Genomic DNA, 25,769 nt, shown 5'->3' on the forward strand with positions numbered 1-25,769 from the left:
CGCAGAGTATCGTTAAGATGTCCATATTGTTGTTTTAACCCGCTAATGATGCGCTACGGGTATTTAATTTTATTAAACCCTGATAATCGCTCCGGTTATTTCCGGGATAAATGAACTACCGCAGTAACTATAATAGCCCCAGCGGTAAAACTTGCCGGGGCTTTTGCTATTGCTATTAATGACTTTCTTTTTCGCGTAAACGCCAGGCATGTAATAACGGTTCGGTATAACCGTTTGGCTGTTTCACACCGAGGAAGATTAAATCGCTGGCGGCTTTAAACGCACACGAGTTAGCAAAATTCCCCACCATCGGACGATACGCCGGATCGCCAGCGTTTTGCTGATCAACCACTTTCGCCATATTCTCCAGCGACGCCTGCACCTGTTCTTTGGTCAGAATACCGTGACGTAACCAGTTGGCGATATGTTGGCTGGAGATGCGCAGCGTTGCACGGTCTTCCATCAGCGCCACGTTGTGGATATCCGGCACTTTTGAACAACCAATCCCCTGCTCTACCCAACGCACCACATAACCCAGAATCCCCTGCACGTTGTTATCCAGCTCTTGTTGGATCTCTTGTGCCGACCAGTTTGCGTTTTCAGCAACCGGAATGGTCAGCAGATCGTCCAGCAGAGGCTCAAATTCTGCATTGAACTCTGTGTTGGCAATGTTGGCTTGCACGCTCTGTACGTTGGTTTGGTGATAGTGCAACGCATGCAACGTGGCTGCGGTCGGTGACGGAACCCAGGCCGTGTTCGCCCCGGCACGTAACTGATCGCCCTTTTGGCTGTACATGTCTGCCATCAGATCTGGCATTGCCCACATCCCTTTACCGATTTGCGCTTTACCGCGCAGCCCACAAAACAGGCCGGAAAGCACGTTATTGCGCTCGTAGGCTTTGATCCACGGTGTCGATTTCATCTGGTTTTTACGCAACATCGGGCCCGCTTCCATCACCGAATGCATCTCATCACCAGTACGGTCGAGGAAGCCGGTGTTGATGAACGCCACGCGGTTGCGTGCCTGCGCGATACAACTACGCAAGTTCAGCGAGGTCCGGCGTTCTTCATCCATAATGCCCATTTTCAGGGTATTTGGTTCCATACCAAGCATGGTCTCAACGCGGGTAAACAGTTTGTTGGCAAACGCCACTTCCTGCGGACCGTGCATTTTCGGTTTCACAATATAGACGCTGCCAGTACGCGAGTTTTTCTGCACTTTTAAGTCGTAGAGGGCAATCGCGCCTGTCATGACGCCATCAAGAATACCTTCCGGAATTTCATTGCCTTCGCTGTCCCAAATTACGGGGATAGTCATCAAATGCCCCACGTTGCGGATAAACAGCAGCGAGCGCCCGTGCAAAGAAATTTCAGAACCATCGGCGGCGGTGTACTGACGATCGTCATTCAGTTTACGCACGATTTGCCGACCGTTTTTCTCCATTTTCTCTTGCAGAGTGCCCTGCATCAGCCCCAACAGATTGCGGTACAGCAGGATTTTATCTTCAGCATCAACCGCAGCGACCGAGTCTTCACAATCGAGAATGGTACTGATGGCGGCTTCGACGATAACGTCGTTGATATGCGCCGGATCGTCTTTGCCAATCCGTCCGTTGGCATCGATTTGCAGTTCGATATGCAGACCGTATTTTTCAGCAAAATGCAGGTCGGTGCAGCAGCATCGCCACGGTAGCCGACAAACTGCGCCGGGGTACGCAACGTGGTTTCTGAGCCATTTTTCAACAGAATACGTAATTGTTTGTCGACCACCTTAAACGCCGCCACATCCTGATAGCTGCCGTTTTCCAGCGGTAGTGATTCATCGAGGAAGCGGCGAACCCAGGCGATAACCTGCGCACCACGCTGCGGATCGTAGCCGCTGACCATCGCCCCTTCCTGCGGGATGATGTCGCTGCCGTATAGCGCATCGTACAGTGAACCCCAGCGAGCGTTCGCCGCATTCAACGCGTAGCGGGCGTTCATTGCCGGAACCACCAGTTGCGGCCCCGCCTGGCTGGTGATTTCGCTGTCGATGCCGGTGGTTTCCACCGTCACATGGCCCGGCTGCGGCACCAGGTAGCCCAGTTCACGCAGGAAAGATTTATAGGCTGCTTTATCTTTTACCGGCCCCGGATTGCGGCGATGCCATTCGTCGAGCGCCGCCTGAATGCGATCGCGCTCTGCCAGTAACTGACGATTCTCTGGCGACAGATCGTGAACAATATCATCAAAATTGTGCCAGAACGCCGCAGAGTCCAGCCCTGTTCCGGGTAAAACTTCTTCATCAACAAAACGTTTAAAGTTGGCGTCAATGCGTAAACGGCCCTGGGTTATGGTTTCACTCATTGTTAATCTCCTCGTTTTCGCTTATTTCGCCAATACCGCTGCTGCCGCTTTCGCGACCTGCGCATCCTGTGCCCCGGTTAAACCAGACACACCCACAGCGCCAATAATCTGCCCATCAACAACAACCGGTACGCCGCCTTCCAGCGACGTCAGTAACGGTGCCGTCACAAACGCCGTACGTCCGTTGTTCACCATCTCTTCATAGCCCTTAGTTTCGCGGCGCCCCAGCGCGGCGGTACGCGCTTTCTCCTGGGAGATGTAGGCCGCAATCGGCGCGCAATCATCCATACGACTTAACGCCAGCAGATGACCGCCGTCATCGGCAACAGCAATGGAAACGGACCAGTTATTTTTCTGCGCCTCTTCCTGACCTGCGGCAATAATTGCACTCGCCATTTGCTGGCTAAGAATGACTTTAGTTTTCATTTTGTTATTCCTTTTCAAGGGATTGTTCTACAATTTCAATCCAGTGACGCACAGAGGTACGACCGGCGCTCGCCAGATGCGTCTGGCAACCAATGTTGGCGGTAACGATCATTTCCGGTTTGCCGCTTTCCAGCGCATTCATTTTGTTATCCCGCAACTGGCGCGCCAGATCGGGATGCGTTAACGCATAAGTTCCCGCCGAACCGCAGCACAGATGGCTGTCGGGAACGTCGGTTAAGGTAAATCCCAGCCGCAGTAACACTTTTTCTACTTCGCCATTCAGTTTTTGCGCATGTTGCAGGGTACACGGACAGTGGAAGGCCAGTTTTTTATCGCCGCGAATCGCCAGCTTTTCCAGCGGCTCCTCACGCAAAAGCTCGACTAAATCAACCGCCAGTTCGCTGACCTGACGCGCTTTATCGGCATACAACGCATCGTTTTTCAGCATCTGCCCATACTCTTTGACGAACGCCCCACAGCCGCTGGCAGTCTGCAAAATTGCCTCTGCGCCTGCTTCAATCGCCGGCCACCAGGCATCAATATTATTTCGCGCGCGCGCTAACCCTTTCTCTTGCGCATTAAGATGATAGTCCACCGCGCCACAACAGCCTGCTTCGTTAGCTGGCATGACGCTGATCCCCAGACGATCCAGCACCCGCGCGGTTGCCGCGTTGGTGTTGGGCGAAAGCGTAGGCTGGACGCAACCTTCCAGCATTAAAACCCGACGCTTATGACGCAACGGCGGACGCGGTTTGGCTTTCACGATCCCGGCGGGGAGTTTTGCTCTAATCTGCTCTGGCAAAAACGGTCGTAGCACCAGGCCTACTTGCGTCAGCGCACGGAAGACCGCCGGACGCGGCACTACCTGACGCAGCCCTTCGCGTAGCATTCGATCCGGCAGTGGACGTTTCACTTTTTGCTCGACGATATCACGCCCGATATCCAACAGAGTGTGATAGCGCACACCAGAAGGACAGGTGGTTTCACAGTTGCGGCACGTGAGACAGCGATCGAGATGCTCCTGCGTTTTAAGTGTAACTTCGTTACCTTCCAGCACCTGTTTAATCAGATAGATGCGCCCACGCGGCCCGTCCAGTTCATCACCCAGGAGCTGATAGGTCGGGCAGGTTGCGGTACAAAATCCGCAGTGCACACAGGCGCGCAGAATGCTGTCAGCTTCCAGCGCCCGCGTATTCTGGCGCATCTCTTCGGTTAACCGGGTTTGCATAGTCTGCTCCTTAAAGTTCCGCGTACATGCGACCGGGGTTAAACACACCGCAAGGGTCGAGCTGCTGTTTAAGCTGCTGGTGATAGCGGAATAAAGGGGCAGGCAACGGAGCAAAACTGCCATCACCTGGACTAAAGCGAGTTGCGTGACCACCAGCGTTGCGGGCGATACGGTGGATTTGATTGTCATCGGCTGTCGATTTCAGCCAGCGTAACGCGCCCCCCCAGTCGATCAGTTGCTCGCCGGGTAAATCCATCATCGGTGCATCGGTGGGTAATGAAATGCGCCACAAAGTCCCTGGTAACGAGAAGAATGGCAGTTGTTGTTCACGCAATTGCTGCCAGAACTGACCCGCAACCTCTTCGCCCCCCAGCAGTTCACGCGCCGCTTTTACCGAGCCTTCACCGCCTTCAAGGCGGAGCCACAAGCCGTTGTCGAAGTAACATAAACCGCTAATGGGTAATGGCTGGAGTTGCCACTGGGCGATTTCGTTCATGGCTTCTTGCAGGCTGATTTCCCGACGCAGGCTGATAGTGGCGCGCGGTCGAGGCAACACTTTCATTGAGATTTCAGTAAGTACGCCAAGACAGCCATAGCTTCCGGCCATTAGCCGTGAGAGATCGTATCCGGCAACGTTTTTCATCACTTCGCCACCAAAACGCAGATGTTTTCCACTGCCGGTAATAATGCGCGTACCGAGGACAAAATCGCGTACCGAACCGCTCCACGGTCGACGCGGCCCCGCCAGACCGCAAGCGACCATGCCGCCCCAGGTGGCTTCTTCACCATAATACGGTGGCTCGCAGGGCAGCATTTGCCCCGCACTTTCCAGCGCCGCTTCAATCGCCATCAGCGGCGTTCCGGCACGAGCGGTGATCACCAACTCGGTCGGGTCGTAATTCACAATGCCGCGATGACAACGCACATCCAGCGTTTGCCCGGTGACAGGGCGACCTAAAAAGGCTTTGCTATTGCTTCCCTGAATCACCAGCGGCGTTTTATTACTAATCGCCTGATTCACCTGTTCCAGCAGCGCCTGGCTGTAATCACACTCACGTAGCATCAGAAACGCTCCAGTTCAGGGAAAGGTAAATGACCGTGGTGCACGTGCATGGCACCAAATTCAGCGCAGCGGTGTAGCGTGGGAATGTTTTTTCCAGGGTTCAGCAAACCATCGGGGTCAAATGCCGCCTTGACCGCATGAAAGGTCGTGATTTCATCGCTGTTGAACTGGGCGCACATTTGATTGATTTTTTCGCGCCCAATGCCATGCTCCCCACTGATGCTGCCGCCCACTTCCACGCAGAGTTCGAGGATCTTCCCACCCAGCGCTTCCGCGCGGGCAAATTCGCCGGGTTCATTGGCATCGAAAAGGATTAACGGGTGCATGTTACCGTCTCCGGCATGAAAGACGTTGGCGACGCGTAAATCATATTGCTGCGATAAACGAGCAATGCCTTCCAGTACGCCAGGCAGCGCGCGGCGTGGGATGGTGCCGTCCATGCAGTAGTAATCGGGAGAGATGCGCCCCACCGCCGGAAAGGCGTTTTTACGACCGGCCCAGAAACGCACACGCTCCGCTTCGTCCTGCGCCAGACGGACGTCAGTCGCGCCCGCTTTCCGTAAGATGTCGTTAACCCGTTCACAATCTTCCTGTACGTCAGACTCCACGCCGTCCAGCTCGCACAATAAAATCGCTTCGGCATCAACGGGATAACCGGCATGAATAAAATCTTCTGCCGCGCGAATCGACAGGTTATCCATCATCTCCAGCCCACCAGGGATAATGCCATTGGCGATGATGTCACCGACGGCGAGTCCGGCTTTTTCTACCGAGTCAAAGCTGGCTAACAGAACCCGTGCCACGGGGGGCTTCGGCAGCAGTTTTACCGTCACTTCGGTGGTCACGCCGAGCATACCTTCTGATCCAGTAAACAGCGCCAGCAGGTCAAAACCCGGCGAATCCAGCGCATCCGATCCCAGTGTCAGCGTCTCTCCGTCCAGCGTTTGCACTTCAATCTTCAGCAGGTTATGTACGGTAAGCCCATATTTCAGACAGTGAACGCCACCGGCATTTTCCGCCACATTGCCGCCAATGGAACAGGCGATTTGTGAAGAAGGGTCCGGCGCGTAATAGAGATTATGCGGCGCTACGGCCTGGGAGATAGCCAGATTACGCACGCCCGGCTGCACGCGCGCACGGCGACCGACGGGGTTTATATCGAGGATCTCTTTAAAGCGCGCCATCACTAACAACACGCCTTTTTCCAGCGGCAACGCGCCGCCAGAAAGCCCGGTGCCCGCGCCACGAGTCACCACCGGTACACGCAGACGGTGGCAGACAGCCAGAATCGCCGCCACCTGTTCTATCTGCTTAGGCAGAACAACCAGTAATGGACGCGTGCGATACGCGCTCAACCCGTCACACTCGTAAGGAGTGATCTCCTCATCGGTATGCAGGATCTCGAGTCCGGGGACATGCTCACGCAGTGCCATCAGTACCGATGTTTGGTCGACATCGGGTAAAGCGCCATCAAGACGCTCTTCGTACAAGATGCTCATGAGTAGGGTTCGCTTTGTTGTGTTGTGTGGTAGCTGATTTTTGCGTGCTGCTTCTGTGAACAGTTATTAAGCGGGCTTTTTGTTTTCGTCTATCTCTTTAGTTACCGGTCAGACCATTTTTTTTCCAGCTCTGTGACCACGCATAGGTTAATTCAATGTTAAATTGATGTAACATAATCACTTGCATGATGTGCGTGTTTCGCGAATTAAGAACAGAAAAATTGGTCCTACCTGTGCACGAGGTCCGGGAATGAAAGATGAACGTCGCCCTATTTGCGAAGTGGTTGCAGAGAGTATCGAACGGTTAATTATCGACGGTGTGTTGAAGGTCGGGCAGCCGCTTCCCTCGGAACGTCGACTGTGCGAAAAGCTCGGCTTCTCGCGTTCCGCACTGCGTGAAGGGCTGACGGTGCTGCGCGGGCGCGGGATTATTGAAACGGCGCAGGGGCGCGATTCTCGGGTCGCGCGACTTAATCGGGTACAGGACACCAGTCCGCTGATCCATCTGTTCAGCACGCAGCCGCGAACACTGTATGATCTGCTCGACGTCCGGGCATTACTGGAAGGCGAATCAGCAAGGTTGGCGGCAACGCTGGGAACCCAGGCTGATTTTGTATTGATAACTCGCTGTTATGAAAAAATGCTCGCCGCCAGTGAGAACAACAAAGAGATTTCACTGATCGAACATGCGCAGTTGGATCACGCTTTCCATCTCGCTATTTGTCAGGCTTCCCACAATCAGGTGCTGGTTTTCACTCTGCAATCATTGACCGATCTGATGTTTAATTCGGTGTTTGCCAGCGTGAATAATCTCTACCATCGCCCCCAGCAAAAAAAGCAGATCAATCGCCAACATGCGCGGATCTATAACGCGGTTTTGCAACGACTGCCGCATGTGGCCCAGCGCGCGGCCCGCGATCATGTGATGACCGTGAAAAAGAATCTCCACAATATCGAACTGGAAGGTCACCACTTGATTCGCTCGGCGGTGCCGCTGGAGATGAGCCAGAGTTAGCGGGCGTTAAATCTGCTTTTCATACAAGCGGTAACGCTTATATGGCTGTGCGCCAATACGTTCCAGCATGTTATTCATGCCCGTATTGGTTTCGAGGATCCATGACATCTCCAGCGCGTCGATCTTCCTGCGGGTAAAGGGATCGCGTAATGCTTCAATCAGCAACAGCGCGATTACCGGTCCGATACGACTAAACTGATATTCGTCGCGCACACCCATTAGCGGCACTCGCGCAGTGCGCATACCACTGACTTTTAAGCGCCACAGCAATTTTGCCCAGCCGAGGGGAAAGAGCGATCCATTCAGATCAGCAATCGCCTCGTTGATGTTCGGTAAGCCGACAACAAACGCGCAGGGTGCAGAGTCTATCTCAGCAATGTAGATCATATCGTCCGGCACCAGGTATTTAAGCTGATCGCCCATGATGGCAAATTCGCGTTCGGTAAACGGCACAAAGCCCCAGTTGTGCTGCCAGCCAGAGTTGAAAATCTCACGCAGGATCTGCATCTCTTCAGCAAACCGCTGGCGATTGATGCAGCGAATGGTCACCTTTTTGCGTACCTGATCCATCAGTTTTTTTAGCGCCGGAGAGAAAGTGAGATCGGTTCGCTGCATCCACCACGCCAGTAAATCAATGCCTTTCTGATAGCCCAATTGCTCGAGATGCGCGGCATACCACGGTTTGCCGTGCGGCATCATCGCGCAGGGCGGCGTATCAAACCCTTCAATCAGTAACCCACTCTCCTGATTGATATTCAGGCTGAAGGGGCCAGTGATGTTGCGTGCCCCTTGTGACTTCAGCCACCCTTCCGCTGCGTCAAATAAGACCGCAAATACCTGTGGATCATCAATGGCGTCAATCATGCCAAAATGCCCCGTATCTTCGCCGTATCGCTCGCGGTGCAAGGTATCGATTTGCGCCGTAATGCGCCCGACTATCTGCCCCTCTTTTTTTGCCACCCACGCCTGCCAGATAATATGGTCCGTTCCCGGATTCTTTTGTGACAGATGCTCACTGCGTTCAATGCATAAAGGGGGGATCCAGTTTGAATCATTGGAATAAAGTGACGACGGAAAAGCGATAAATGCCTTTAAGTCATTTTTATTTATTACTTTTTCAATTTTAATCATCAGCAGATCGCATTCCATATTTACGTGGATAACAAATAATTAACGGTGAAAAACAGGCTGCAACTGCAACGAACGGCACCTTCATAATCCACCCAATGAATACAAACGAAGATAAAATAATATTTATTAATAATTACGGTAAAACCAGAGCCTGCGTAAGACGGTTAATAATGCCTTTTATAGACTTAATGCGACCAGACAAGGCATTACTTAATACATTCATAAATTAAATATCATTCACAATAAGAAACAAAAAAACAGAACTTATTATTTTAATCAATGTTCAATATCGCACCAATGAAAATACTATCTCATTTATCTTTTATGCATATATAATCCACCGCATTATTGTCATTTTATTTTTGATATCCAATTTTCTTGTGGTGTATATGTCCAATAAAATCTTTACGCATTCCCTGCCTATGCGCTATGCCGATTTTCCAACGCTGGTTGATGCTTTGGACTATGCCGCTCTGGGTAACGCCGGAATGAATTTTTATGACAGGCGTAGCCAGCTTGAAGATGAACTGGAATATCACACTTTAAAAGCACGTGCGGAAACAGGAGCCAGGCGACTGTTATCGCTAAACCTGAAAAAAGGCGATCGCGTGGCGCTGATTGCGGAAACCAGTAGCGGGTTTGTCGAAGCGTTTTTTGCCTGCCAGTATGCCGGATTAGTCGCTGTCCCACTGGCGATTCCGATGGGCGTCGGTCAGCGGGATTCATGGAGCACAAAACTGCAAGGGTTGCTGGCAAGCTGCCAGCCTGCGGCGATTATCACTGGTGATGAGTGGTTGCCGCTGGTCAATGCCGCGACGCAGGGCAAACCCGAGTTACATGTTTTGAGCCACGCCTGGTTTAAAACCTTGCCAGAAGCCGATGTTACGCTCCCGTTGCCAGTGCCAGACGATATCGCCTATCTGCAGTACACCTCCGGCAGCACCCGTTTTCCCCGTGGCGTCATCATCACTCATCGCGAAGTGATGGCCAATCTACGTGCCATCAGCCACGATGGCATTAAATTACGCCCAGGCGATCGCTGTGTCTCCTGGCTACCTTTCTACCATGATATGGGGCTGGTCGGTTTTCTTCTGACACCTGTCGCCACGCAGCTTTCGGTGGATTATTTGCGCACCCAGGATTTTGCCATGCGCCCACTGCAATGGCTTAAATTGATCAGCAAAAATCGCGGCACCGTCTCCGTTGCGCCACCATTTGGCTATGAATTGTGCCAGCGCCGCGTGAATGAAAGAGATCTCGCTGAACTGGATCTCTCCTGCTGGCGCGTCGCCGGTATTGGCGCAGAGCCTATCTCCGCCGAACAACTCCATCAATTTGCTGAATGTTTCCGTCCAGTTAACTTTGACGATAAAACGTTTATGCCGTGCTACGGACTGGCAGAGAACGCGCTGGCTGTCAGCTTTTCCGATGAAGCCTCTGGGGTTGTGGTTAACGACGTGGATCGCGACATCCTCGAATATCAGGGGAAAGCCGTTACGCCGGGTGTTGAGACACGTGCCATATCAACTTTCGTCAACTGCGGTAAAGCGTTGCCGGAACATGGCATTGAAATCCGTAATGAAGCGGGGATACCGGTAGCGGAACGTGTGGTGGGCCATATTTGCATCTCTGGCCCCAGCCTGATGAGTGGCTACTTTGGCGACATGGCTTCACAAAACGAGATTGCCGCGACGGGTTGGTTAGATACTGGCGATCTCGGTTATCTGCTGGACGGTTATCTGTATGTCACCGGGCGCATTAAAGATCTGATTATTATTCGTGGCCGCAATATCTGGCCGCAGGATATTGAATATATTGCGGAACAGGAACCGGAAATTCACTCTGGCGATGCCATTGCTTTCGTTACCGCCCAGGAAAATATTATTTTGCAGATCCAGTGCCGGATCAGCGACGAAAAGCGCCGCACGCAGCTTATCCACACGCTGGCGGCGCGGATACAAAGCGAATTTGGCGTAACTGCGGCTATCGACCTGTTACCGCCCCACAGTATTCCCCGCACCTCTTCCGGCAAGCCCGCCCGCGCAGAAGCGAAAAAACGTTATCAGAAGGCCGTTGCCGCTAATCCTCATGTTCAGGGATCTCTCGTATGAATCAAACTGTCGCGGTGACGGGCGCTACCGGGTTTATCGGGAAATATATTATCGATAACCTGCTCGCCCGCGGCTTTCACGTTCGCGCTTTGACGCGTACTACCCGCGCTCACGTTAGCGATAATCTCATCTGGGTGCGCGGTTCGCTGGAAGATACGCATTCGCTTAGCGAACTGGTTGCCAGCGCCAGCGCGGTGGTCCATTGCGCCGGGCAAGTGCGCGGACACAAAGAAGATATCTTTACCCGTTGTAACGTCGACGGCAGCCTGCGCCTGATGCAGGCGGCAAAAGAGAGCGGCTGCTGCCAACGTTTCCTGTTTATCTCTTCACTGGCGGCGCGTCATCCCGAACTCTCCTGGTATGCAAAATCTAAATTCGTAGCCGAACAACGACTGGCAGCAATGGCTGGCGAAATCACGCTGGGCGTTTTTCGTCCAACTGCAGTGTATGGCCCCGGCGATAAAGAGCTAAAACCGCTGTTTGACTGGATGCTGCGCGGACTTCTGCCACGTACTGGCGCACCAGATACGCAGCTCTCTTTTCTGCACGTCACCGATTTCGCCCAGGCTGTGGGTCAGTGGTTAAGCGCCGATTCCGTACAGACGCAAACGTATGAATTATGCGATGGCATCGCCGGAGGTTATGACTGGCGACGTGTCCAACAGCTTGCCGCTGTAGCCCGTTGTGGTTCTGTGCGGATGGTCGGTATTCCTCTGCCGTTACTCACCTGCCTTGCGGATATCAGTACCGCGTTGAGTCGCCTCGCAGGTAAAGAACCCATGCTGACCCGCTCGAAAATCCGTGAATTAACCCATGCCGACTGGTCGGCAAGTAATAAATGTATTTCTGAAGATATTAATTGGTTTCCCGGGGTTAGCCTGGAACACGCATTACGCAACGGGCTATTTTGATTGTCTTGTTTAAAGGTGTGTTAACGTTTCTATGGTAAATCGTGAAATAGTAATGGATTACATCCTTTCCTGTTTACAGGAGTTGGTCGAAAACGGTGTGGAAATTAAGCCCGACAGCGATCTCGTCAACGATCTCGGCCTGGAGTCGATCAAAGTGATGGATCTCTTAATGATGCTGGAAGACAGATTCGATATTTCCATTCCTATTAATATTCTGCTGGATGTCAAAACCCCTGCGCAATTAATGGAAACTCTACTTCCATGGCTGGAGAATAAATAATGGGGCTTTATGATAAATATGCGCGCCTTGCTGGTGAGCGGCTGCAATTTAGTGATAACGGTTTAACGCCGTTTGGCACCTGTATTGATGAAGTGTATTCCGCCACCGAAGGCCGTATCGGCAATAAAAAAGTGATTCTGGCCGGGACCAATAATTATCTCGGATTAACCTTCAATCATGATGCCATTGCGGAAGGTCAGGCGGCGTTAGCGACCCAAGGCACCGGCACCACCGGTTCTCGTATGGCTAATGGCAGTTATGCGCCGCATCTGGCATTAGAGAAAGAAATTGCAGAGTTCTTCAATCGCCCTACCGCTATCGTTTTTTCAACCGGTTATACCGCGAATTTAGGTGTCATCAGCGCACTTGCCGACCATAACGCCGTGGTGTTACTCGATGCCGACAGCCACGCCAGTATTTATGACGCCTGTTCTCTCGGCGGTGCGGAAATTATTCGTTTCCGCCATAACGACGCCAACGATCTGGAGCGTCGCATGGTTCGCCTCGGTGAACGGGCAAAAGAGGCGATTATCATCGTTGAGGGCATCTACAGTATGCTCGGTGATGTGGCACCGCTGGCAGAAATCGTTGATATCAAACGTCGCCTCGGTGGTTATTTGATTGTCGATGAAGCGCATTCGTTTGGCGTATTAGGCGCAACGGGCCGCGGACTGGTTGAAGCCGTTGGCGTTGAAGACGATGTGGATATTATCGTCGGCACCTTCAGTAAAAGCCTGGCCTCCATTGGCGGTTTTGCCGTGGGTTCGGAAGCGATGGAAGTGCTGCGCTACGGCAGCCGCCCGTATATTTTTACCGCCTCTCCTTCCCCTTCCTGCATTGCGACCGTGCGCTCGTCGTTAAAAACCATTGCCACACAACCAGAGCTGCGGCAAAAGCTGATGGATAACGCCAACCATCTGTATGACGGGCTACAAAAGTTGGGTTATGAGTTAAGCTCGCATATCAGCCCGGTAGTGCCGGTGATAATCGGTTCGAAAGAGGAAGGGTTACGTATCTGGCGCGAGCTTATCTCGCTGGGCGTTTATGTGAATCTTATCCTGCCGCCTGCCGCACCTGCGGGTATTACGCTGCTGCGCTGTAGCGTTAACGCCGCTCACAGCCGCGAGCAAATCGATACCATCATTCAGGCATTTGCTACCCTGAAGTCGTAATATTGGCCCGCCGTGGTGTTACGCCACGGCTGGATTAATGTTGCCTGTCATACCAATACACCAGAATCAACGCTACCAACACAAACGCTACCGGTAAACCGAGCGCGGTAACGGGCGCGCTCAACGCAAATAGCAATCCCAGATTGACCATGATTTGATAGCTGATCCAGGTAAGCAAGCCAACGATGACGCCTACAGCAAGACGGCTGCCCATCCCCGGCGAGCGCGGAGTGCTAAAGGTAAAGGGCACAGCCAGTAAAATCATCGCCAGAGTTAAGATGGGTTGCCCCAGCTTTTCCCACAGTGCAAGGCGGTATTCGCTGCCCGGTTGTCCGGTTTCCTGCAAATAATGGATGTAATGGTTGAGTTGACGGACAGAAAAAGTATTCCCCGGCATCGATAACTCTTCGAGATTCATACTGGTGAATGCCGATTGCCAGGCAAGATTGGCTAATGCTTCCTGCGTTTCTTTACCGTTAAGCCATTTTTTGTGATTCACGCCGTGCAGGATCCACGTTTTGTCGTTTTCAATGGTGGCACTGCGTGCGTAAATGTAGGATTCGAGCGAGAGATCGTCGCGGTAATGAAATATCTCCACGCCCACAGGCTGACCCAGTTCGTTCAGCGATTTCACCGTCACAAATTCATTGCCGCGCCTGGCCCACAGCATATTGCCGGTAATATCATCCTCATCTCCCAACGCTACCGCGGTAGATTTGATTTGCAGTGCCTGTTGCTGCAATGGCGACGCAACCCACTCATCAATCGCGCCTAACGAAAAAGTCCACAGTATTCCGGCGACCAGCGCCACCAGTGCAATACGGAAAATAGAAAAACCCGTGCTACGAATGGCGGTAAGTTCGCTGTTTTTCGATAGTTGTCCCAGGCCGACAATCCCACCCAATAACGCGATAAATGGTGCAAGCTCGACCAGTGTGCGCGGTAAGGTCATCAGTACCACCAGCACCGCCTGAGTCCAGCGATAACCACCAGGGCTGACATCATCCAGTTCGTTAATCAGGTTGAAGGTGGTAAAAAGCGGCAACAGTAGCCCGGCCGCGGCAGCAAAACCGAGGAAGAGATGGCGGATTAAATAGCGACTGAAAACATTCATCGGGAAAATTTCTGCAGCAAAGAGAAGTCGCGAGCAACCAGCATCAACAGACCTATTAGCATGAGTCCGGGCACTAACCACAAACCAGGAATGAGGGGAATCGCGCCGTTAGCCACCAGGGTGCGGCAGACGTCGCCGCCATAAAAAATGGCAATAAACAGTAATGTCAGTGGCAGTAACGTAGAAAATCGCCCCTGCCGCGGTTTTACCCGGCTTAAAGAAATAGCCAGCAGTGCCATCAACAACGCCGTCAGGCCACGGCTTTGTCGCCATTGCAGCTCGGCATGATCGGCAGGAAAGACAGAGTGTGCCAGTTCCGTGACCGATTTCGCTTTGCGTTTGACGTTAGGGCTTTGATCCAGCGGATTCAGATGTAATTGCAGATTACGGTAAAGCTGTTCGTTGTCATCACGGCCCTGATGATCGAGAAGATAGGCAGTTCCGTTATGCAACATAACGGTAGGTTTCTCGGGTGATGGGTCGACCACATCGACCGAACGGGCGCGGAAAATACGTGTTCGATTGGCGGTAGAAGTATAAATCAGCGCATCGGTCAGGCGGTTATTATCTTGATCAACCGTCTGAGAGAGGATCATTCGTCCGTTATCGTTAGTGTTAAATTTCTTTGCCCGCAACTGGCGAACATCCAGCTCCGACTGCGACTGTTGCTCCAGTTGATAAATCTGCGCATAAGCCCACGGCCTGCCATACATCGACAACAGAGTGACAAAAATACTTAGCGGTATCGCCAGGTAAAGAACGGCTTTGTACAAACGCGCCGGACTGCCTCCCGCCGCAGAGATAGCGGTAATTTCTGAATCGGTATACATCTGCCCAAGCGTCACGCCAACCGACACATACAGGCCAACCGGTAATAACATCTCCAGTGCAATCAGCACCTTGTAGAAAACGATATCCAGTACAACATCAAGCGCTAAGGTTCCATTTGCCGCTTCGGTCAGATAACGCTGTGCGGAGTAGCTGGCAAAAATAAAGATCAGAAAACCGATGATAATCAGCACCAGACGGCGCGTACCACGCATGATGTAGTGCTCAACCAACTTCATCTCACTAACGCCCTCAATCCTTTGAATTTTTTATTCATTGATCAGCTTATGTGCCAACGCAATAACATGATCTACTTCTTCCGGCACCAGGCTACCGTCCTTTGCCCACTGGATTTGCCCGTATTTATTCAGCACCAGAATGGTTGAACTCTGCTCCGGCAGTTGCCAGGCAAGACGTCCCAGACCATTGGCGTCAATAACAAATTGCGCCCACGGATAGCGGCGTTTATTTTTTTCAATTTTACCTGCCACGAAATAACCGGTGCCAAAGATGGCATCATCGGTGTTCACTATGGTGGTGGGCTGAAAACGATCCTGAGGGAAATTTGCTATTTCTACTGCTTTGATTAGCAATGAGTTCTTTTTCTTTGCCGACTTTCGCCCGGCAATATACTGGATAATACGAACTTTTCCCGCCAGTTGCGTGCTATTCCACTTTTGGTAGTGAATCTCTTCGTTATTAAGCAGCAACTCACCGCCTTCCTGGATATAAACAGGGGGAACCGGTTTTCCTGTGACGAAATTGTGTGCCTGCGCACCAGGTAATAAGAGCATGATAATCAGTGCGACAATCAAACGAGATAACATCATTACCCCGGTTATAGCGGAAAACGCGAAATCAGCAGTTCTAAACGCTGACGAATATCGCTATCGAGTGCCACTGGTGCATCATACGACTGGCGATTTTCCATATCGTCCGCCACCATGTCGTCGTGCTTATCTCCCATCAGGCCATTAATGGCTGCGAGAAAGCGGGAAATCTGCAACGCCTCTTTATTTTCAGGATCAAGCGATCTTAACGTGTCGTAATAAGAAACCTGCTGGCTGATGATTTTTCGCACATCATGAAATTCCCTGCCTGTAAGCTGTGGTTTGGCAACAATCTCCTTCAGAATGTGCATTTGCTTCTGGCGATAAGCGATAAAGCCGTTCACGCTTTCTAACTGGCTATGGCGTAATAAATAACTCACCAGCCACCATACAAGAGGGCTTAAATAAATACGTAACAAGTTTCCGTAATACGACACGATATTTTTCTTACCGTTACGAAAACCGTCCTGAAAACGCCCAAGAAAAACCGTCGTTTTGCCGAATAAGAATCCCGCCCGGTGTTTTTTTAAATACAACCGTTGGGCAAAACGTAGATGCTTGTAGCGCGCTCGCATGTATTTAAACTGTTTGCGCTCGTCTGTCGTCAGCTCATCGCCTTTGGCTTGTTTGCGGATTAAATGCAGTAACTCCTGACGATTAACACCATTCAGCCAGAATTGCAGACATAACGCATAGTTATCCTGAATGATTTCAGCAGTACAACGCAAAGCAATTGTCGATGGTAAACTGACCCACTCATCAATAACATCATCTTCCTCAACCGCAACAAATAAACGCTCGCTCGCCTCAAGCGGGAAATATTTTCTCATCATCAGGATTTCTCTCCGGCTGCGTTATAACGCAATGAATGGCGCTGAAAAAACGCCTTTAAGGTCGGAATTAATGAGAGCGCCACATCCAGACATTGACCGCCGAAATAGGCAAACGCCGCTCCCAGCACGCCAAACAGATGGCAGAACATGAACAGCAACACGATGTAGCCGATTGAAGCGATGGTTTGCGCCACGAGAAAAGCGCGTTGTTTCCCCGCCATCAGCAGCAATGATTCCTGCGGGAAACCCAGCATCGAAATAACAATCGCGCCCAACATGACCTGAATCAGGTCATATGCTTCGAGATATTTAACGCCAAATACCAGCGAAATAAGTGGTTTACCAACGATCAACACCGCAAGCGCAACCAGAATGCCGATCCCGCCCGCCAGCAAGCCGGACTTCACGCCTAACAACCACGGTCTGGTGGTTCGAGGATCTAAACGCATCACTTCAGGGTAAAAGCTCTTACCCAGCAAACTGGCGGGCGTTCCGGCAGCGTCAAAGAATGTCATAGCGATTTTAAATAATCCGGCGGCCGCTGGCCCTAACACGATCCCCACCAGCACCGTGCTGCACGAGTTACGCGCCGACCAGATGGAGTGAGCAATGTTGGTTGACCAGACAAAACTCCACGCGCCTTTAATGTGTCTGGCAGACTCAAACAGATTTAATTTGAAGGCGTTATGGATATTTCTACGACGCAGTTCACGCGCAGCAAACCACCAGTACATCGTGCCACCAACCAGATTCGAGGCGTACCAGGCGATCACGAAGCCCGCAAAACCAAAGTCAAAATACCAGGCAATGACGCTTCCCGCCGCACGCAGAAAAGGTTTCGTCGCCTGCTGCACCGCGATTAAGTCGAAGCGATCCACTGCGCGCAAAATGCCGGTCGGCGTGGAGGAAGCCATTGAGGGGATAAGCGTGCAATAGAGCGCCGCCAGCCAAAAACTTTGCTCATCCAGACCTAACGAGTGAGAAAGAAATGGCAGCAAGGCAATGCCGCCGACAATCGCCACCGCACCACTGACGATATCCAGCGAAAAGGAAAAAGAGACAACATTGCGAAATTGTTGGGGATTATTATTGGTTAAGGCTGGCGTGCCATACTGCACTACCAACTGCCATGTCTGAAACTTAATAAAATCACTGATCGACTTGGCATACGATTGCACAATCACCAGTACGCCAAACATGGCTGGCGTCATCCCTTTCCCTGCGCATGAAAGCGCCAGTAAACCCAGCAAAGCGCTCACGACATTGCTGGAGCCTAACCAGGCGCTATTGCGAATAATGGTGCGAAATGCGCCATCTGCAAACCAATGTTTGATGTTAAAACCCGCCAATTCAGCCAGACCTTATCGTTGAAAATGAAAAACAGCCCGCCAGCCTTAAGTTAAACGTCGGCGGTCAGAAACGATGGCAACCAGAGAAACCGCTTTCTGTGCCTGTTCCAGCACTTCGCTGTAGGGCGCTCTGGAATCAATCTCAAGAATTTTTGTGCCGTTATAGCCAATCTTCGACATGACACCGATTTTGTCCTGCAACTCGGCATAGTCATGGTCAGGCTTGCGGGAGATAGCAGTATCAATATCAATACCCAGACGAATGATTAATTCCGGGCGGTATTGCGCCATTTGTTGGTATAACTGCCGCTCACGCTGCGCCAGGAACATGTTGATTTTCCCGGCCGCACGTTCGACGCCAATCCCAGGACCGTCATAATAGAAACCGGAAATTTCAGCCTGCGGAAAGCGATCGCTGACCACCAGAACACCACTTTGCGCCAGTCGCTGAACTTTGCGCAGATTTGCCATTCTTCGCAGCGAAAAGCCGTACATAATCGCCGCCGCCCAAAGCGCCGGAGATTGGGTTTTCATACTTTGGGTTTTGGAGGATTTTGCCGCCAGTCTCCGCTCCAGCCAGACACCAACAAACGGTAAGCGTTTAATTTTGTCGCCGTCTTCGCCCGAGAGCAGCCCCAGATAGCGGCGCTCGGTTTGCCAGTGCTGTTGCAGTGATTTCACCAGATCGGTGGTCAGCGTGGATTTCCCCGTGCCATCACACCCGACCACCGCAATCAGCCCTGGAATGTAGTTGGGCTGCGGCGCAGTTGTACTATTAGCAGTTTGCGTGTGTAGTGCATCCATTCGTTAAATTATCCCTTATCCATTTTGGTGATCAGGAAAGCGCGGCGTGAATTGAGCGTAGTGACACTTGCAGGACTTCATCGGCGGGTTGCCGCCCATCCAGTTCAAGGATCTTTGCGCCATTGAACGTCAGTTGTGGCGTGACGGCGATTTTTTCCTGTAACGCCGCCAGTTGATGGTCGGGCTTACGCGAAAACGCCGTCTGTTCATCAATAGCAAGACGAATCAATAACACAGGTAAATAAGACGCCATCCACTGGTATAGTTTCAGTTCGCGCTGCCTTAACATTTTTATCCAGCCGTTACCGCCAGTAGTTTTTGCCAGTTGCGGGCCATCAAAGCGAAAACCCGGCACTTCAACCTGCGGGTAGCGATCTGTAATGAGCAGATAGCCTTGCTGGCTTTTGCGCAACATTTTGCGAAACTTGTACGCCCGCCAGCAAGAAAGCAAATAAATAACCAGCGCGGTAATATTACCGGGCGGCGTTGAAGGCTTTTCATGCACATGTGCCGCTTTGCCTCGCAAATAACGGCCAAAAGGTGTACCAATAATGGGGAGCTGTGAAATCCACTCACCAATTCGCCCGGACGATTGCCCGAGATAAATGTGTTCTGTTGGCATTTTTGCTGCCAGTTCATTCACCAGGCTTGCCGTGAGGGTCGATTTACCCGAACCATCACATCCCACAATGGCAATAACGCGCACTGGCGTGGAATTAATTATTGACATATTACGTTGATTCACGAAAAACCCGGCAGCAAATAATGTATTGAATATTACGTGGTCCGTGCTCAGAATATCCGTTCAACCTTATTGTGACAATGGTTAATTGTGGTATTACCCTGAATTACGCTTTCATAAAAACATATTAACCAAATAAATATTTTGGGTGGATATTTAAATTTAAGGATATATTCATGCAATCAATAACCTCTCCGTTAATTGCCGTTATCGGCAGTGATGGTTCAGGCAAGTCAACGGTGTGTGAACATCTCATTACCGTTGTCGAAAAATATGGTGCCGCAGAAAGAGTTCATCTCGGGAAACAAGCAGGGAATGTGGGGCGAGCAGTAGTCAAATTGCCCTTAATGGGGAAATCACTTAATAAATCTATTGAACGCAATAAAGTGAAAACGGCGAAAAAATTACCGGGTCCCGTTCCGGCGCTGGTAATTACAGCATTTGTCGCCCGTCGCTTACTACGCTTTCGCCATATGCTTGCCTGTCGTCGTCGCGGGTTAATTGTTTTAACCGACCGTTATCCGCAAGACCAAATTCCTGGCGCTTACGATGGTACGGTATTCCCGCCTAACGTTGAAGGCGGTCGTTTTGTCTCATGGCTGGCAAGTCAGGAACGTAAGGCGTTTCACTGGATGGCGAGCCATAAGCCTGATCTGGTCATCAAACTCAATGTCGATCTGGACGTTGCCTGCGCGCGTAAACCCGACCACAAAAGGGAATCGCTGGAAAGGAAGATAGTCATAACGCCGCAGTTAACCTTTGGCGGTGCACAACTGGTTGATATCGATGCCAATCAGCCGCTGGAGCAGGTGCTGATTGATGCGGAAAAAGCGATTAGGGATTTTATGACGGCACGAGGTTATCACTAGTCAGAAGTGATAATGCCCGATCGCAGGGAGCGGGCATTATCAGGAAGGTTAAATAAGCTGCAATGCTATCCAGTACAGACTACCAGACAGAAAAATTGCCGCCGGTAAGGTAAACACCCATGCCATCAGGATACTGGTTACCGTTTTACGCTGTAACCCACCGCCATCCACTACCATCGTCCCCGCCACCGCAGAAGAGAGTACGTGCGTTGTGGAAACAGGCATACCGATGTAACTGGCAAGACCGATAGACACTGCCGCCGTCATTTGCGCCGCCATGCCTTGCGCATACGTCATGCCACGCTTACCAATTTTCTCACCGATGGTCATCGCCACACGACGCCAGCCAATCATGGTGCCGATACCGAGCGCCAGTGCTACCGCCATGATAATCCACACCGGAGCGTACTCAATGGTGCTTAACATATCGCTGCGCAGTTTTTTCAGCAGGTTCTGGTCTTCTTTGCTAACGCCTGGCAGTTTCGCCAGTTTCGCGGAAGTATCAGAGATGCAAAGCATAATGCGCCGCAACTGACTGCGTTGACTTACGTTTAACGGCTCGTAGCTTTCCATATTGCCCGGCAGCATCGTTTTGACACGAGCAATCGCATCAAAAGTATTTGCTGGATGACAGTGGAACTCCGTCGCTTGCGTGCCTTCAGTTGATGCCGCAGGCAACGGGGGTTCCATCGCAATCAATTTCTGCGGCAGTTCCGGATGCTGTTGCAGATAGTGTTCGAAGTTGGTCACTGCATCGCGAGTACGGGTAATTTCATAGCCGGAAGCATTCATATTGACGACAAACCCGGCGGGCGCAATCCCCACCAGAACCAGCATCACCAGGCCGATCCCTTTCTGTCCGTCGTTCGCGCCGTGCGAAAACGCTACGCCCGCAGCGGAAACAATCAGTGCAATGCGCGTCCAGAATGGCGGCTTACGTTTACCTTTTTTCTTTTTGCGATCTTCAGGAATGCGGTGAATACGGTCACGCTTTTTCGTTCCGCTCCAGAAACGGCGCAGCAGGAAAATCAACCCTCCCGCAATGACAAGACCGACGATAGGGGAGACAATCAGCGAGGAGAAAATCTTGGTCACTTCACGCAGGTTTAACGCATCCATCACCGATGAGCCGGTTAACAGCGCGTTGGTTAAACCAATGCCGATAATAGCGCCAATCAAGGTGTGCGAACTGGAGGCCGGTAAACCAAAGAACCATGTTCCCAGATTCCAGATAATCGCCGCCAGCAGCATGGAAAAGACCATCGCCAGACCATGAGTTGACCCCATATTCAGCAACAAATCGGTTGGCAACATATGGACGATGGCATAGGCGACGCTAAGTCCGCCAAGCAATACACCAAAAAAGTTAAAAAATGCTGCCATCACCACAGCAAGTTGTGGCTGCATGGCACGGGTATAAATAACGGTTGCGACCGCATTCGCTGTGTCATGAAAACCATTAATTGCTTCATAGAACAACACAAACGCCAGAGCAAGTAATAACAAAAGCCCCGTATATACATCAAGGCCAACAAATAAATTTAGCATATATTAGATTACGCCATTTTGAATTTACGAACGAACGCATTATCAGTGACTTTAATGGCATGGGCAAAGTGAAATATCGCTTTTTAGTGATAAAAACAATGTTATTTCTTTAGGATCAGGGAATAAGTCACCATTCAGAAATCACGGAAAGAATTCATGACAAAGAATTTCAACCCCTAATATATTTATATTATGAATTTATTAATCTAAATAAATCCACCCGATAAATGTTTTGATTATTACACAAACAATTTTCCGCACTGGTTATTTCCATAATCAGTGCGGTTTATGGCAAAGTTTATTACTCTTTCACCACAATTAACGGTTCAATATCACTCTCTTTCTTGATGACCAGTGATTCATCTCCGCGCAAGCAAGTCCCACCGTAGTTACCGCCAACAGTAAAGGTACATACCTGAATGTATTTACCGTCCACTTTTGGCAGACACCACAACTGCTGGTAAATGTTTTTCTGCTCGGCAAATTTACCGCTGGTTTTGTCCAACACCTCTTCATGATGGCTGACGAGGTCGATATTGCTGCCACAGCGACCGGCAATCGGCTTCACGGCGTAACCGGTTTTCACCAGCTCATCATTAACGGTGAAATCGGTATCCAGCAGGTAGCGATGGTGCGGGAACAACGACCAGAGGATCGGCAGAATCGCTTTGTTGCCAGGGATCACCGTCCACAGCGGCTCAAAGACCAGTACTTCCGGACGCAGCAGAACGTCTATCAGGCGCACTTCATTTTGCGGATGGCCGGTACGGATCGGCACCGCAGCAAACTCACGGTCGCTGACTTCGCGAATCTGATCAAACGCGGTTTCCCATGCCCAGGTTTTCCACACGCAGTTAACCAGTCGCCCTTCCCCATCAATCAGTTGCCCGGCAGCATCCCAGCGCAGCTCGTCTAACCCGCGCAAGATACGCGTTTCAAAGCCCGCCTGTTGCAGCGCCTGCTCCATAAACTGCGCGTGATAGTTCTCCTCGATATCTTTGTCCTGCATGATATGGACAAACGGACGTGCACGACTGTGTTTCCAGGCACCAGCCAGTTCGTTAATCAGCCCTTCAGCCGGATTGAAGCCGTTGCCTTTATAGCCTTGCTCCGCCCAACGTTCGAGGATCAAGCCCGCTTCAGTATGACAGGAGGCAGAATCGGCGTTGTATTCGTAGACTTTCAGGCCACGCTCATCCATGCAGAAATCCATACGACCGGTGATCATATGGTGACGGCGACGCTGCCAGGAGAGACGCAAACGCGGCCAGAGGATTTTCGGAATGTCGAACAGCGCCAGCAGATTGTCATCTTTCAGCACCTTGTCGGTGGCGTGGAGATACATCAGGTGCAGTTCGTTGGTGGCTTTAATCAGCTCCTGCTCGGCACTCTCGGTAATGGTGTAATAATGATACGGATCCTGATTGATCACTTGACCGTTCGCCTGCACGTAGGCGTTTTGTAGCGGATCTTTTTCATCCAGCCATTTGCCGTCAAACTGGCCTTTGTTTTCCAGCCGCGCCCCGCTGATTTTCAACAAATCACCTGCAATTTCCGGCTGCGGTAAACTGTGTTCGGTATCTTCTGTCTGGATCATCCAGCCCAGGATGGTGGTGTCATCGAAGGTGTCTTTCAGGGTATAGCAGCCGTTTTCGACCACCATTTCCAGCTCACGCGTCCACTGTTGCCCTTGCGGCAATGGAGAATGAATCACGTTCTGTTCCGCAATACGGACTTTATTGCCGCGTAATTGGGTAATGATGGCGACATGGCCGGTGTCTTTAAATTCACCGCCCTTATCCCAAATAAGAAGCGCTCCTGCGACCGGCGCACGCGGCGAGCCGTTAGGAAATGCCTGCAATGGCAGGATGTTGTCGTTAACCACTTCACGCAGGAAGCGCAATGAGAAAATCTCCCACGCCATGCCCACATCGGTGAAGACCACACCGTAATTCAAAAAGAGAAAACGGCGAGCAAATTCAACACATTGCCATTTGTGGCCCATATATTCATCGTCGATATAGCTACGGAATACGGCGTCATCTTCGTATTCCTGCGGATCGAGAGAACTGTAATCTGAAGAGTAGATTGCTACACCACCGGGGGCGTAGCCCAATAATGTCCCGAACGGGGCATCCTGGCTGGTCGTTCCTTTGCTCATCACTTTACCTTTAACAATACAACCTAAGCAGTTGGCGTAATTGTTGTGCTCTGATTACCTGCTCAGCGACATTAACCGGACAGAGGTCTGACTTATCATACACCTCAACGCAGCGGCTGGTGCAAAGGGTTAAAAAATTCACAATCTGTACAGCAAGCGAGCTGCTACACTGCTTCAACACTACCACTCAGAAGGCAATTCAGTATGACAGACAATACTTATCAGCCCGCGAAAGTCTGGACGTGGGATAAATCTGCTGGCGGCGCGTTCGCCAATATCAATCGCCCGGTTTCTGGTCCGACGCATGAAAAAACGCTGCCTGTTGGCAAGCACCCGTTGCAACTTTATTCGCTGGGTACGCCAAACGGTCAGAAAGTAACGATTATGCTCGAAGAGCTGCTGGCGCTGGGCGTCACCGGCGCAGAGTACGATGCCTGGCTGATTCGCATTGGCGATGGCGATCAATTCTCCAGCGCTTTTGTCGAAGTGAACCCGAACTCGAAAATCCCGGCACTGCGCGATCATACGCATAATCCGCCGATCCGCGTGTTTGAGTCAGGTTCGATTCTGCTTTATCTGGCGGAGAAATTTGGCTACTTCCTGCCGCAGGATCTGGCGAAGCGCACTGAAACGTTGAACTGGCTGTTCTGGTTACAGGGTGCTGCGCCGTTCCTCGGTGGTGGTTTTGGTCACTTTTACCATTACGCGCCGGTGAAAATTGAGTACGCCATTAACCGCTTTACTATGGAAGCCAAGCGTCTGCTCGACGTGCTGGATAAGCAACTGGCGCAGCATAAGTTTGTGGCGGGCGATGAGTACACCATTGCTGATATGGCAATCTGGCCGTGGTTTGGCAACGTGGTGTTAGGCGGCGTGTATGATGCCGCAGAGTTTCTTGATGCGGGTAGTTATAAACACGTGCAACGCTGGGCGAAAGAAGTGGGTGAACGTCCGGCGGTGAAGCGTGGGCGTATTGTTAACCGCACCAACGGACCGCTGAATGAGCAGTTGCATGAGCGCCATGACGCCAGTGATTTCGAGACAAATACAGAAGATAAGCGTCAGGGGTAATGGTTAGCGTTCGTCGCAGCAAGCCCTCCAGACCGATGTAGGCCGGATAAGGCGTTCACGCCGCATCCGGCAATCAGGCAATCAGGCAATCAGGCAATCAGGCAATCAGGCAATCAGGCACAATGCCTGATGCGACGCTCGCGCGTCTTATCAGGCCTACGAAAGCATCCGACTTTAATTATCACGCGCTGGTAATGTCGTAATCCATATTGCGCAGCGCGTCTAATGTGGCTTTGGCTTCATCTTCATCGATGATGCTCATGGCAAACCCGACGTGCACCAGCACCCACTGACCCAGCAAATCAGCCGGATTGCCTTCGCAAATCAGGGCGATATTCACGTCGCGCTTGATACCACAAACTTCGACCTGCGCAAGTTGGTGAATATCTTCACCGACGGCCAGCACCTGGCCAGGAACGCCAATACACATTGTTAACT

22 protein-coding genes and 1 pseudogene are annotated in these 25,769 nt (G+C 51.3%); 7 read left to right on the plus strand and 16 right to left on the minus strand.

Annotation, left to right across the window (positions count from 1 at the left end):
* Positions 1-175: 175 nt before the first annotated feature.
* From glcB to glcD, 5 genes and pseudogenes are all read right to left on the minus strand, one after another.
* Positions 176-2,346, minus strand: a pseudogene (glcB, locus tag ESM_RS01000000124895) (malate synthase G).
* 21 nt (positions 2,347-2,367) lie between these two features.
* Positions 2,368-2,772, minus strand: coding sequence for a GlcG family protein (locus tag ESM_RS0113610; protein ID WP_000853256.1), 405 nt, complete (start codon positions 2,770-2,772; stop codon positions 2,368-2,370).
* A 4-nt stretch (positions 2,773-2,776) separates the two neighbouring features.
* On the minus strand, positions 2,777-4,000 hold the full coding sequence (gene glcF, locus ESM_RS0113615; protein WP_001194834.1) for a glycolate oxidase subunit GlcF: 1,224 nt from the start codon (positions 3,998-4,000) through the stop codon (positions 2,777-2,779).
* A 10-nt stretch (positions 4,001-4,010) separates the two neighbouring features.
* Positions 4,011-5,063, minus strand: a complete 1,053-nt coding sequence (gene glcE, locus ESM_RS0113620) for a glycolate oxidase subunit GlcE (RefSeq protein WP_000943105.1) — start codon at positions 5,061-5,063, stop codon at positions 4,011-4,013.
* Positions 5,063-6,562: a glycolate oxidase subunit GlcD gene (gene glcD / locus ESM_RS0113625; protein ID WP_000026086.1), complete on the minus strand. Its 1,500-nt coding sequence runs from the start codon at positions 6,560-6,562 to the stop codon at positions 5,063-5,065. Before glcD ends, glcE begins: the two co-directional genes overlap by 1 nt.
* A gap of 250 nt (positions 6,563-6,812) precedes the next feature.
* Between glcD and glcC the strand changes: the two genes are divergently transcribed.
* Complete coding sequence (gene glcC, locus ESM_RS0113635) at positions 6,813-7,577, plus strand: transcriptional regulator GlcC (RefSeq protein ID WP_010378766.1); 765 nt, start codon at positions 6,813-6,815, stop codon at positions 7,575-7,577.
* A 6-nt stretch (positions 7,578-7,583) separates the two neighbouring features.
* Here the strand turns inward: glcC and yghO are convergent, their stop codons facing one another.
* Entirely contained in the window at positions 7,584-8,726 is a 1,143-nt protein-coding gene (gene yghO / locus ESM_RS0113640; RefSeq protein WP_010378769.1) for a protein YghO, read from the minus strand.
* A 371-nt stretch (positions 8,727-9,097) separates the two neighbouring features.
* On the opposite strand from yghO, the gene ESM_RS0113645 reads away from it, so the two are divergent.
* The 4 genes from ESM_RS0113645 to spt are packed head-to-tail and all read left to right on the plus strand — an operon-like array spanning position 9,098 to position 13,182.
* Complete coding sequence (locus ESM_RS0113645; protein ID WP_024257686.1) at positions 9,098-10,819, plus strand: fatty acyl-AMP ligase; 1,722 nt, start codon at positions 9,098-9,100, stop codon at positions 10,817-10,819.
* Positions 10,816-11,730: an NAD-dependent epimerase/dehydratase family protein gene (locus ESM_RS0113650; protein ID WP_001077188.1), complete on the plus strand. Its 915-nt coding sequence runs from the start codon at positions 10,816-10,818 to the stop codon at positions 11,728-11,730. The genes ESM_RS0113645 and ESM_RS0113650 overlap by 4 nt, the downstream gene beginning before the upstream one ends.
* 31 nt (positions 11,731-11,761) lie before the next feature.
* Positions 11,762-12,010 carry an acyl carrier protein gene (locus ESM_RS0113655; protein ID WP_000248105.1) on the plus strand — a complete coding sequence of 83 codons (249 nt, stop codon included), beginning with the start codon at positions 11,762-11,764 and terminating at the stop codon, positions 12,008-12,010.
* On the plus strand, positions 12,010-13,182 hold the full coding sequence (gene spt / locus ESM_RS0113660; RefSeq protein ID WP_000524948.1) for a serine palmitoyltransferase: 1,173 nt from the start codon (positions 12,010-12,012) through the stop codon (positions 13,180-13,182). The genes ESM_RS0113655 and spt overlap by 1 nt, the downstream gene beginning before the upstream one ends.
* Positions 13,183-13,216: 34 nt before the next feature.
* On the opposite strand, the gene lptG is transcribed toward spt, so the two are convergent.
* The 7 genes from lptG to ESM_RS0113695 are packed head-to-tail and all read right to left on the minus strand — an operon-like array spanning position 13,217 to position 19,685.
* Positions 13,217-14,296: an LPS export ABC transporter permease LptG gene (lptG, locus tag ESM_RS0113665; RefSeq protein WP_010378780.1), complete on the minus strand. Its 1,080-nt coding sequence runs from the start codon at positions 14,294-14,296 to the stop codon at positions 13,217-13,219.
* Entirely contained in the window at positions 14,293-15,363 is a 1,071-nt protein-coding gene (lptF, locus tag ESM_RS0113670) for an LPS export ABC transporter permease LptF (RefSeq protein ID WP_000779618.1), read from the minus strand. The genes lptG and lptF overlap by 4 nt, the downstream gene beginning before the upstream one ends.
* Positions 15,364-15,393: 30 nt before the next feature.
* A complete protein-coding gene (locus tag ESM_RS0113675; protein ID WP_000952663.1) occupies positions 15,394-15,951 on the minus strand; it encodes a YtfJ family protein in 558 nt (185 codons plus the stop codon).
* Positions 15,952-15,962: 11 nt separating this feature from the next.
* Positions 15,963-16,787, minus strand: coding sequence for a hypothetical protein (locus ESM_RS0113680; protein WP_000985002.1), 825 nt, complete (start codon positions 16,785-16,787; stop codon positions 15,963-15,965).
* The gene (locus tag ESM_RS0113685; RefSeq protein ID WP_000896902.1) at positions 16,787-18,136 is read right to left on the minus strand and encodes a lipopolysaccharide biosynthesis protein; all 1,350 of its coding nucleotides are present in this window, start codon (positions 18,134-18,136) and stop codon (positions 16,787-16,789) included. Before ESM_RS0113685 ends, ESM_RS0113680 begins: the two co-directional genes overlap by 1 nt.
* A 45-nt stretch (positions 18,137-18,181) precedes the next feature.
* A complete protein-coding gene (locus ESM_RS0113690; RefSeq protein ID WP_000339328.1) occupies positions 18,182-18,940 on the minus strand; it encodes a hypothetical protein in 759 nt (252 codons plus the stop codon).
* Between the two features lie 31 nt (positions 18,941-18,971).
* The gene (locus ESM_RS0113695) at positions 18,972-19,685 is read right to left on the minus strand and encodes a dTMP kinase (RefSeq protein WP_001076225.1); all 714 of its coding nucleotides are present in this window, start codon (positions 19,683-19,685) and stop codon (positions 18,972-18,974) included.
* Between the two features lie 173 nt (positions 19,686-19,858).
* Here ESM_RS0113695 and ESM_RS0113700 point away from each other — a divergent pair, with 173 nt between their 5' ends.
* Complete coding sequence (locus ESM_RS0113700; protein WP_001190811.1) at positions 19,859-20,551, plus strand: dTMP kinase; 693 nt, start codon at positions 19,859-19,861, stop codon at positions 20,549-20,551.
* Between the two features lie 48 nt (positions 20,552-20,599).
* Here ESM_RS0113700 and pitB read toward each other — a convergent pair whose 3' ends face one another.
* Together pitB and gss are read right to left on the minus strand one after the other, a co-directional pair.
* Positions 20,600-22,099, minus strand: coding sequence for an inorganic phosphate transporter PitB (gene pitB, locus ESM_RS0113705; protein ID WP_000933317.1), 1,500 nt, complete (start codon positions 22,097-22,099; stop codon positions 20,600-20,602).
* A 301-nt stretch (positions 22,100-22,400) separates the two neighbouring features.
* Positions 22,401-24,260 carry a bifunctional glutathionylspermidine amidase/synthase gene (gene gss / locus ESM_RS0113710; RefSeq protein WP_001517098.1) on the minus strand — a complete coding sequence of 620 codons (1,860 nt, stop codon included), beginning with the start codon at positions 24,258-24,260 and terminating at the stop codon, positions 22,401-22,403.
* 204 nt (positions 24,261-24,464) lie between these two features.
* On the opposite strand from gss, the gene yghU reads away from it, so the two are divergent.
* A complete protein-coding gene (gene yghU, locus ESM_RS0113715; protein WP_000131797.1) occupies positions 24,465-25,331 on the plus strand; it encodes a glutathione-dependent disulfide-bond oxidoreductase in 867 nt (288 codons plus the stop codon).
* A gap of 181 nt (positions 25,332-25,512) precedes the next feature.
* Here yghU and hybG read toward each other — a convergent pair whose 3' ends face one another.
* Positions 25,513-25,761, minus strand: coding sequence for a hydrogenase maturation factor HybG (hybG, locus tag ESM_RS0113720; protein WP_000334894.1), 249 nt, complete (start codon positions 25,759-25,761; stop codon positions 25,513-25,515).
* Positions 25,762-25,769: the final 8 nt, after the last annotated feature.

Origin of the sequence: Escherichia sp. TW09308 (genome assembly GCF_000208565.1) — a bacterium.
GTDB classification, from domain to species: domain Bacteria; phylum Pseudomonadota; class Gammaproteobacteria; order Enterobacterales; family Enterobacteriaceae; genus Escherichia; species Escherichia marmotae.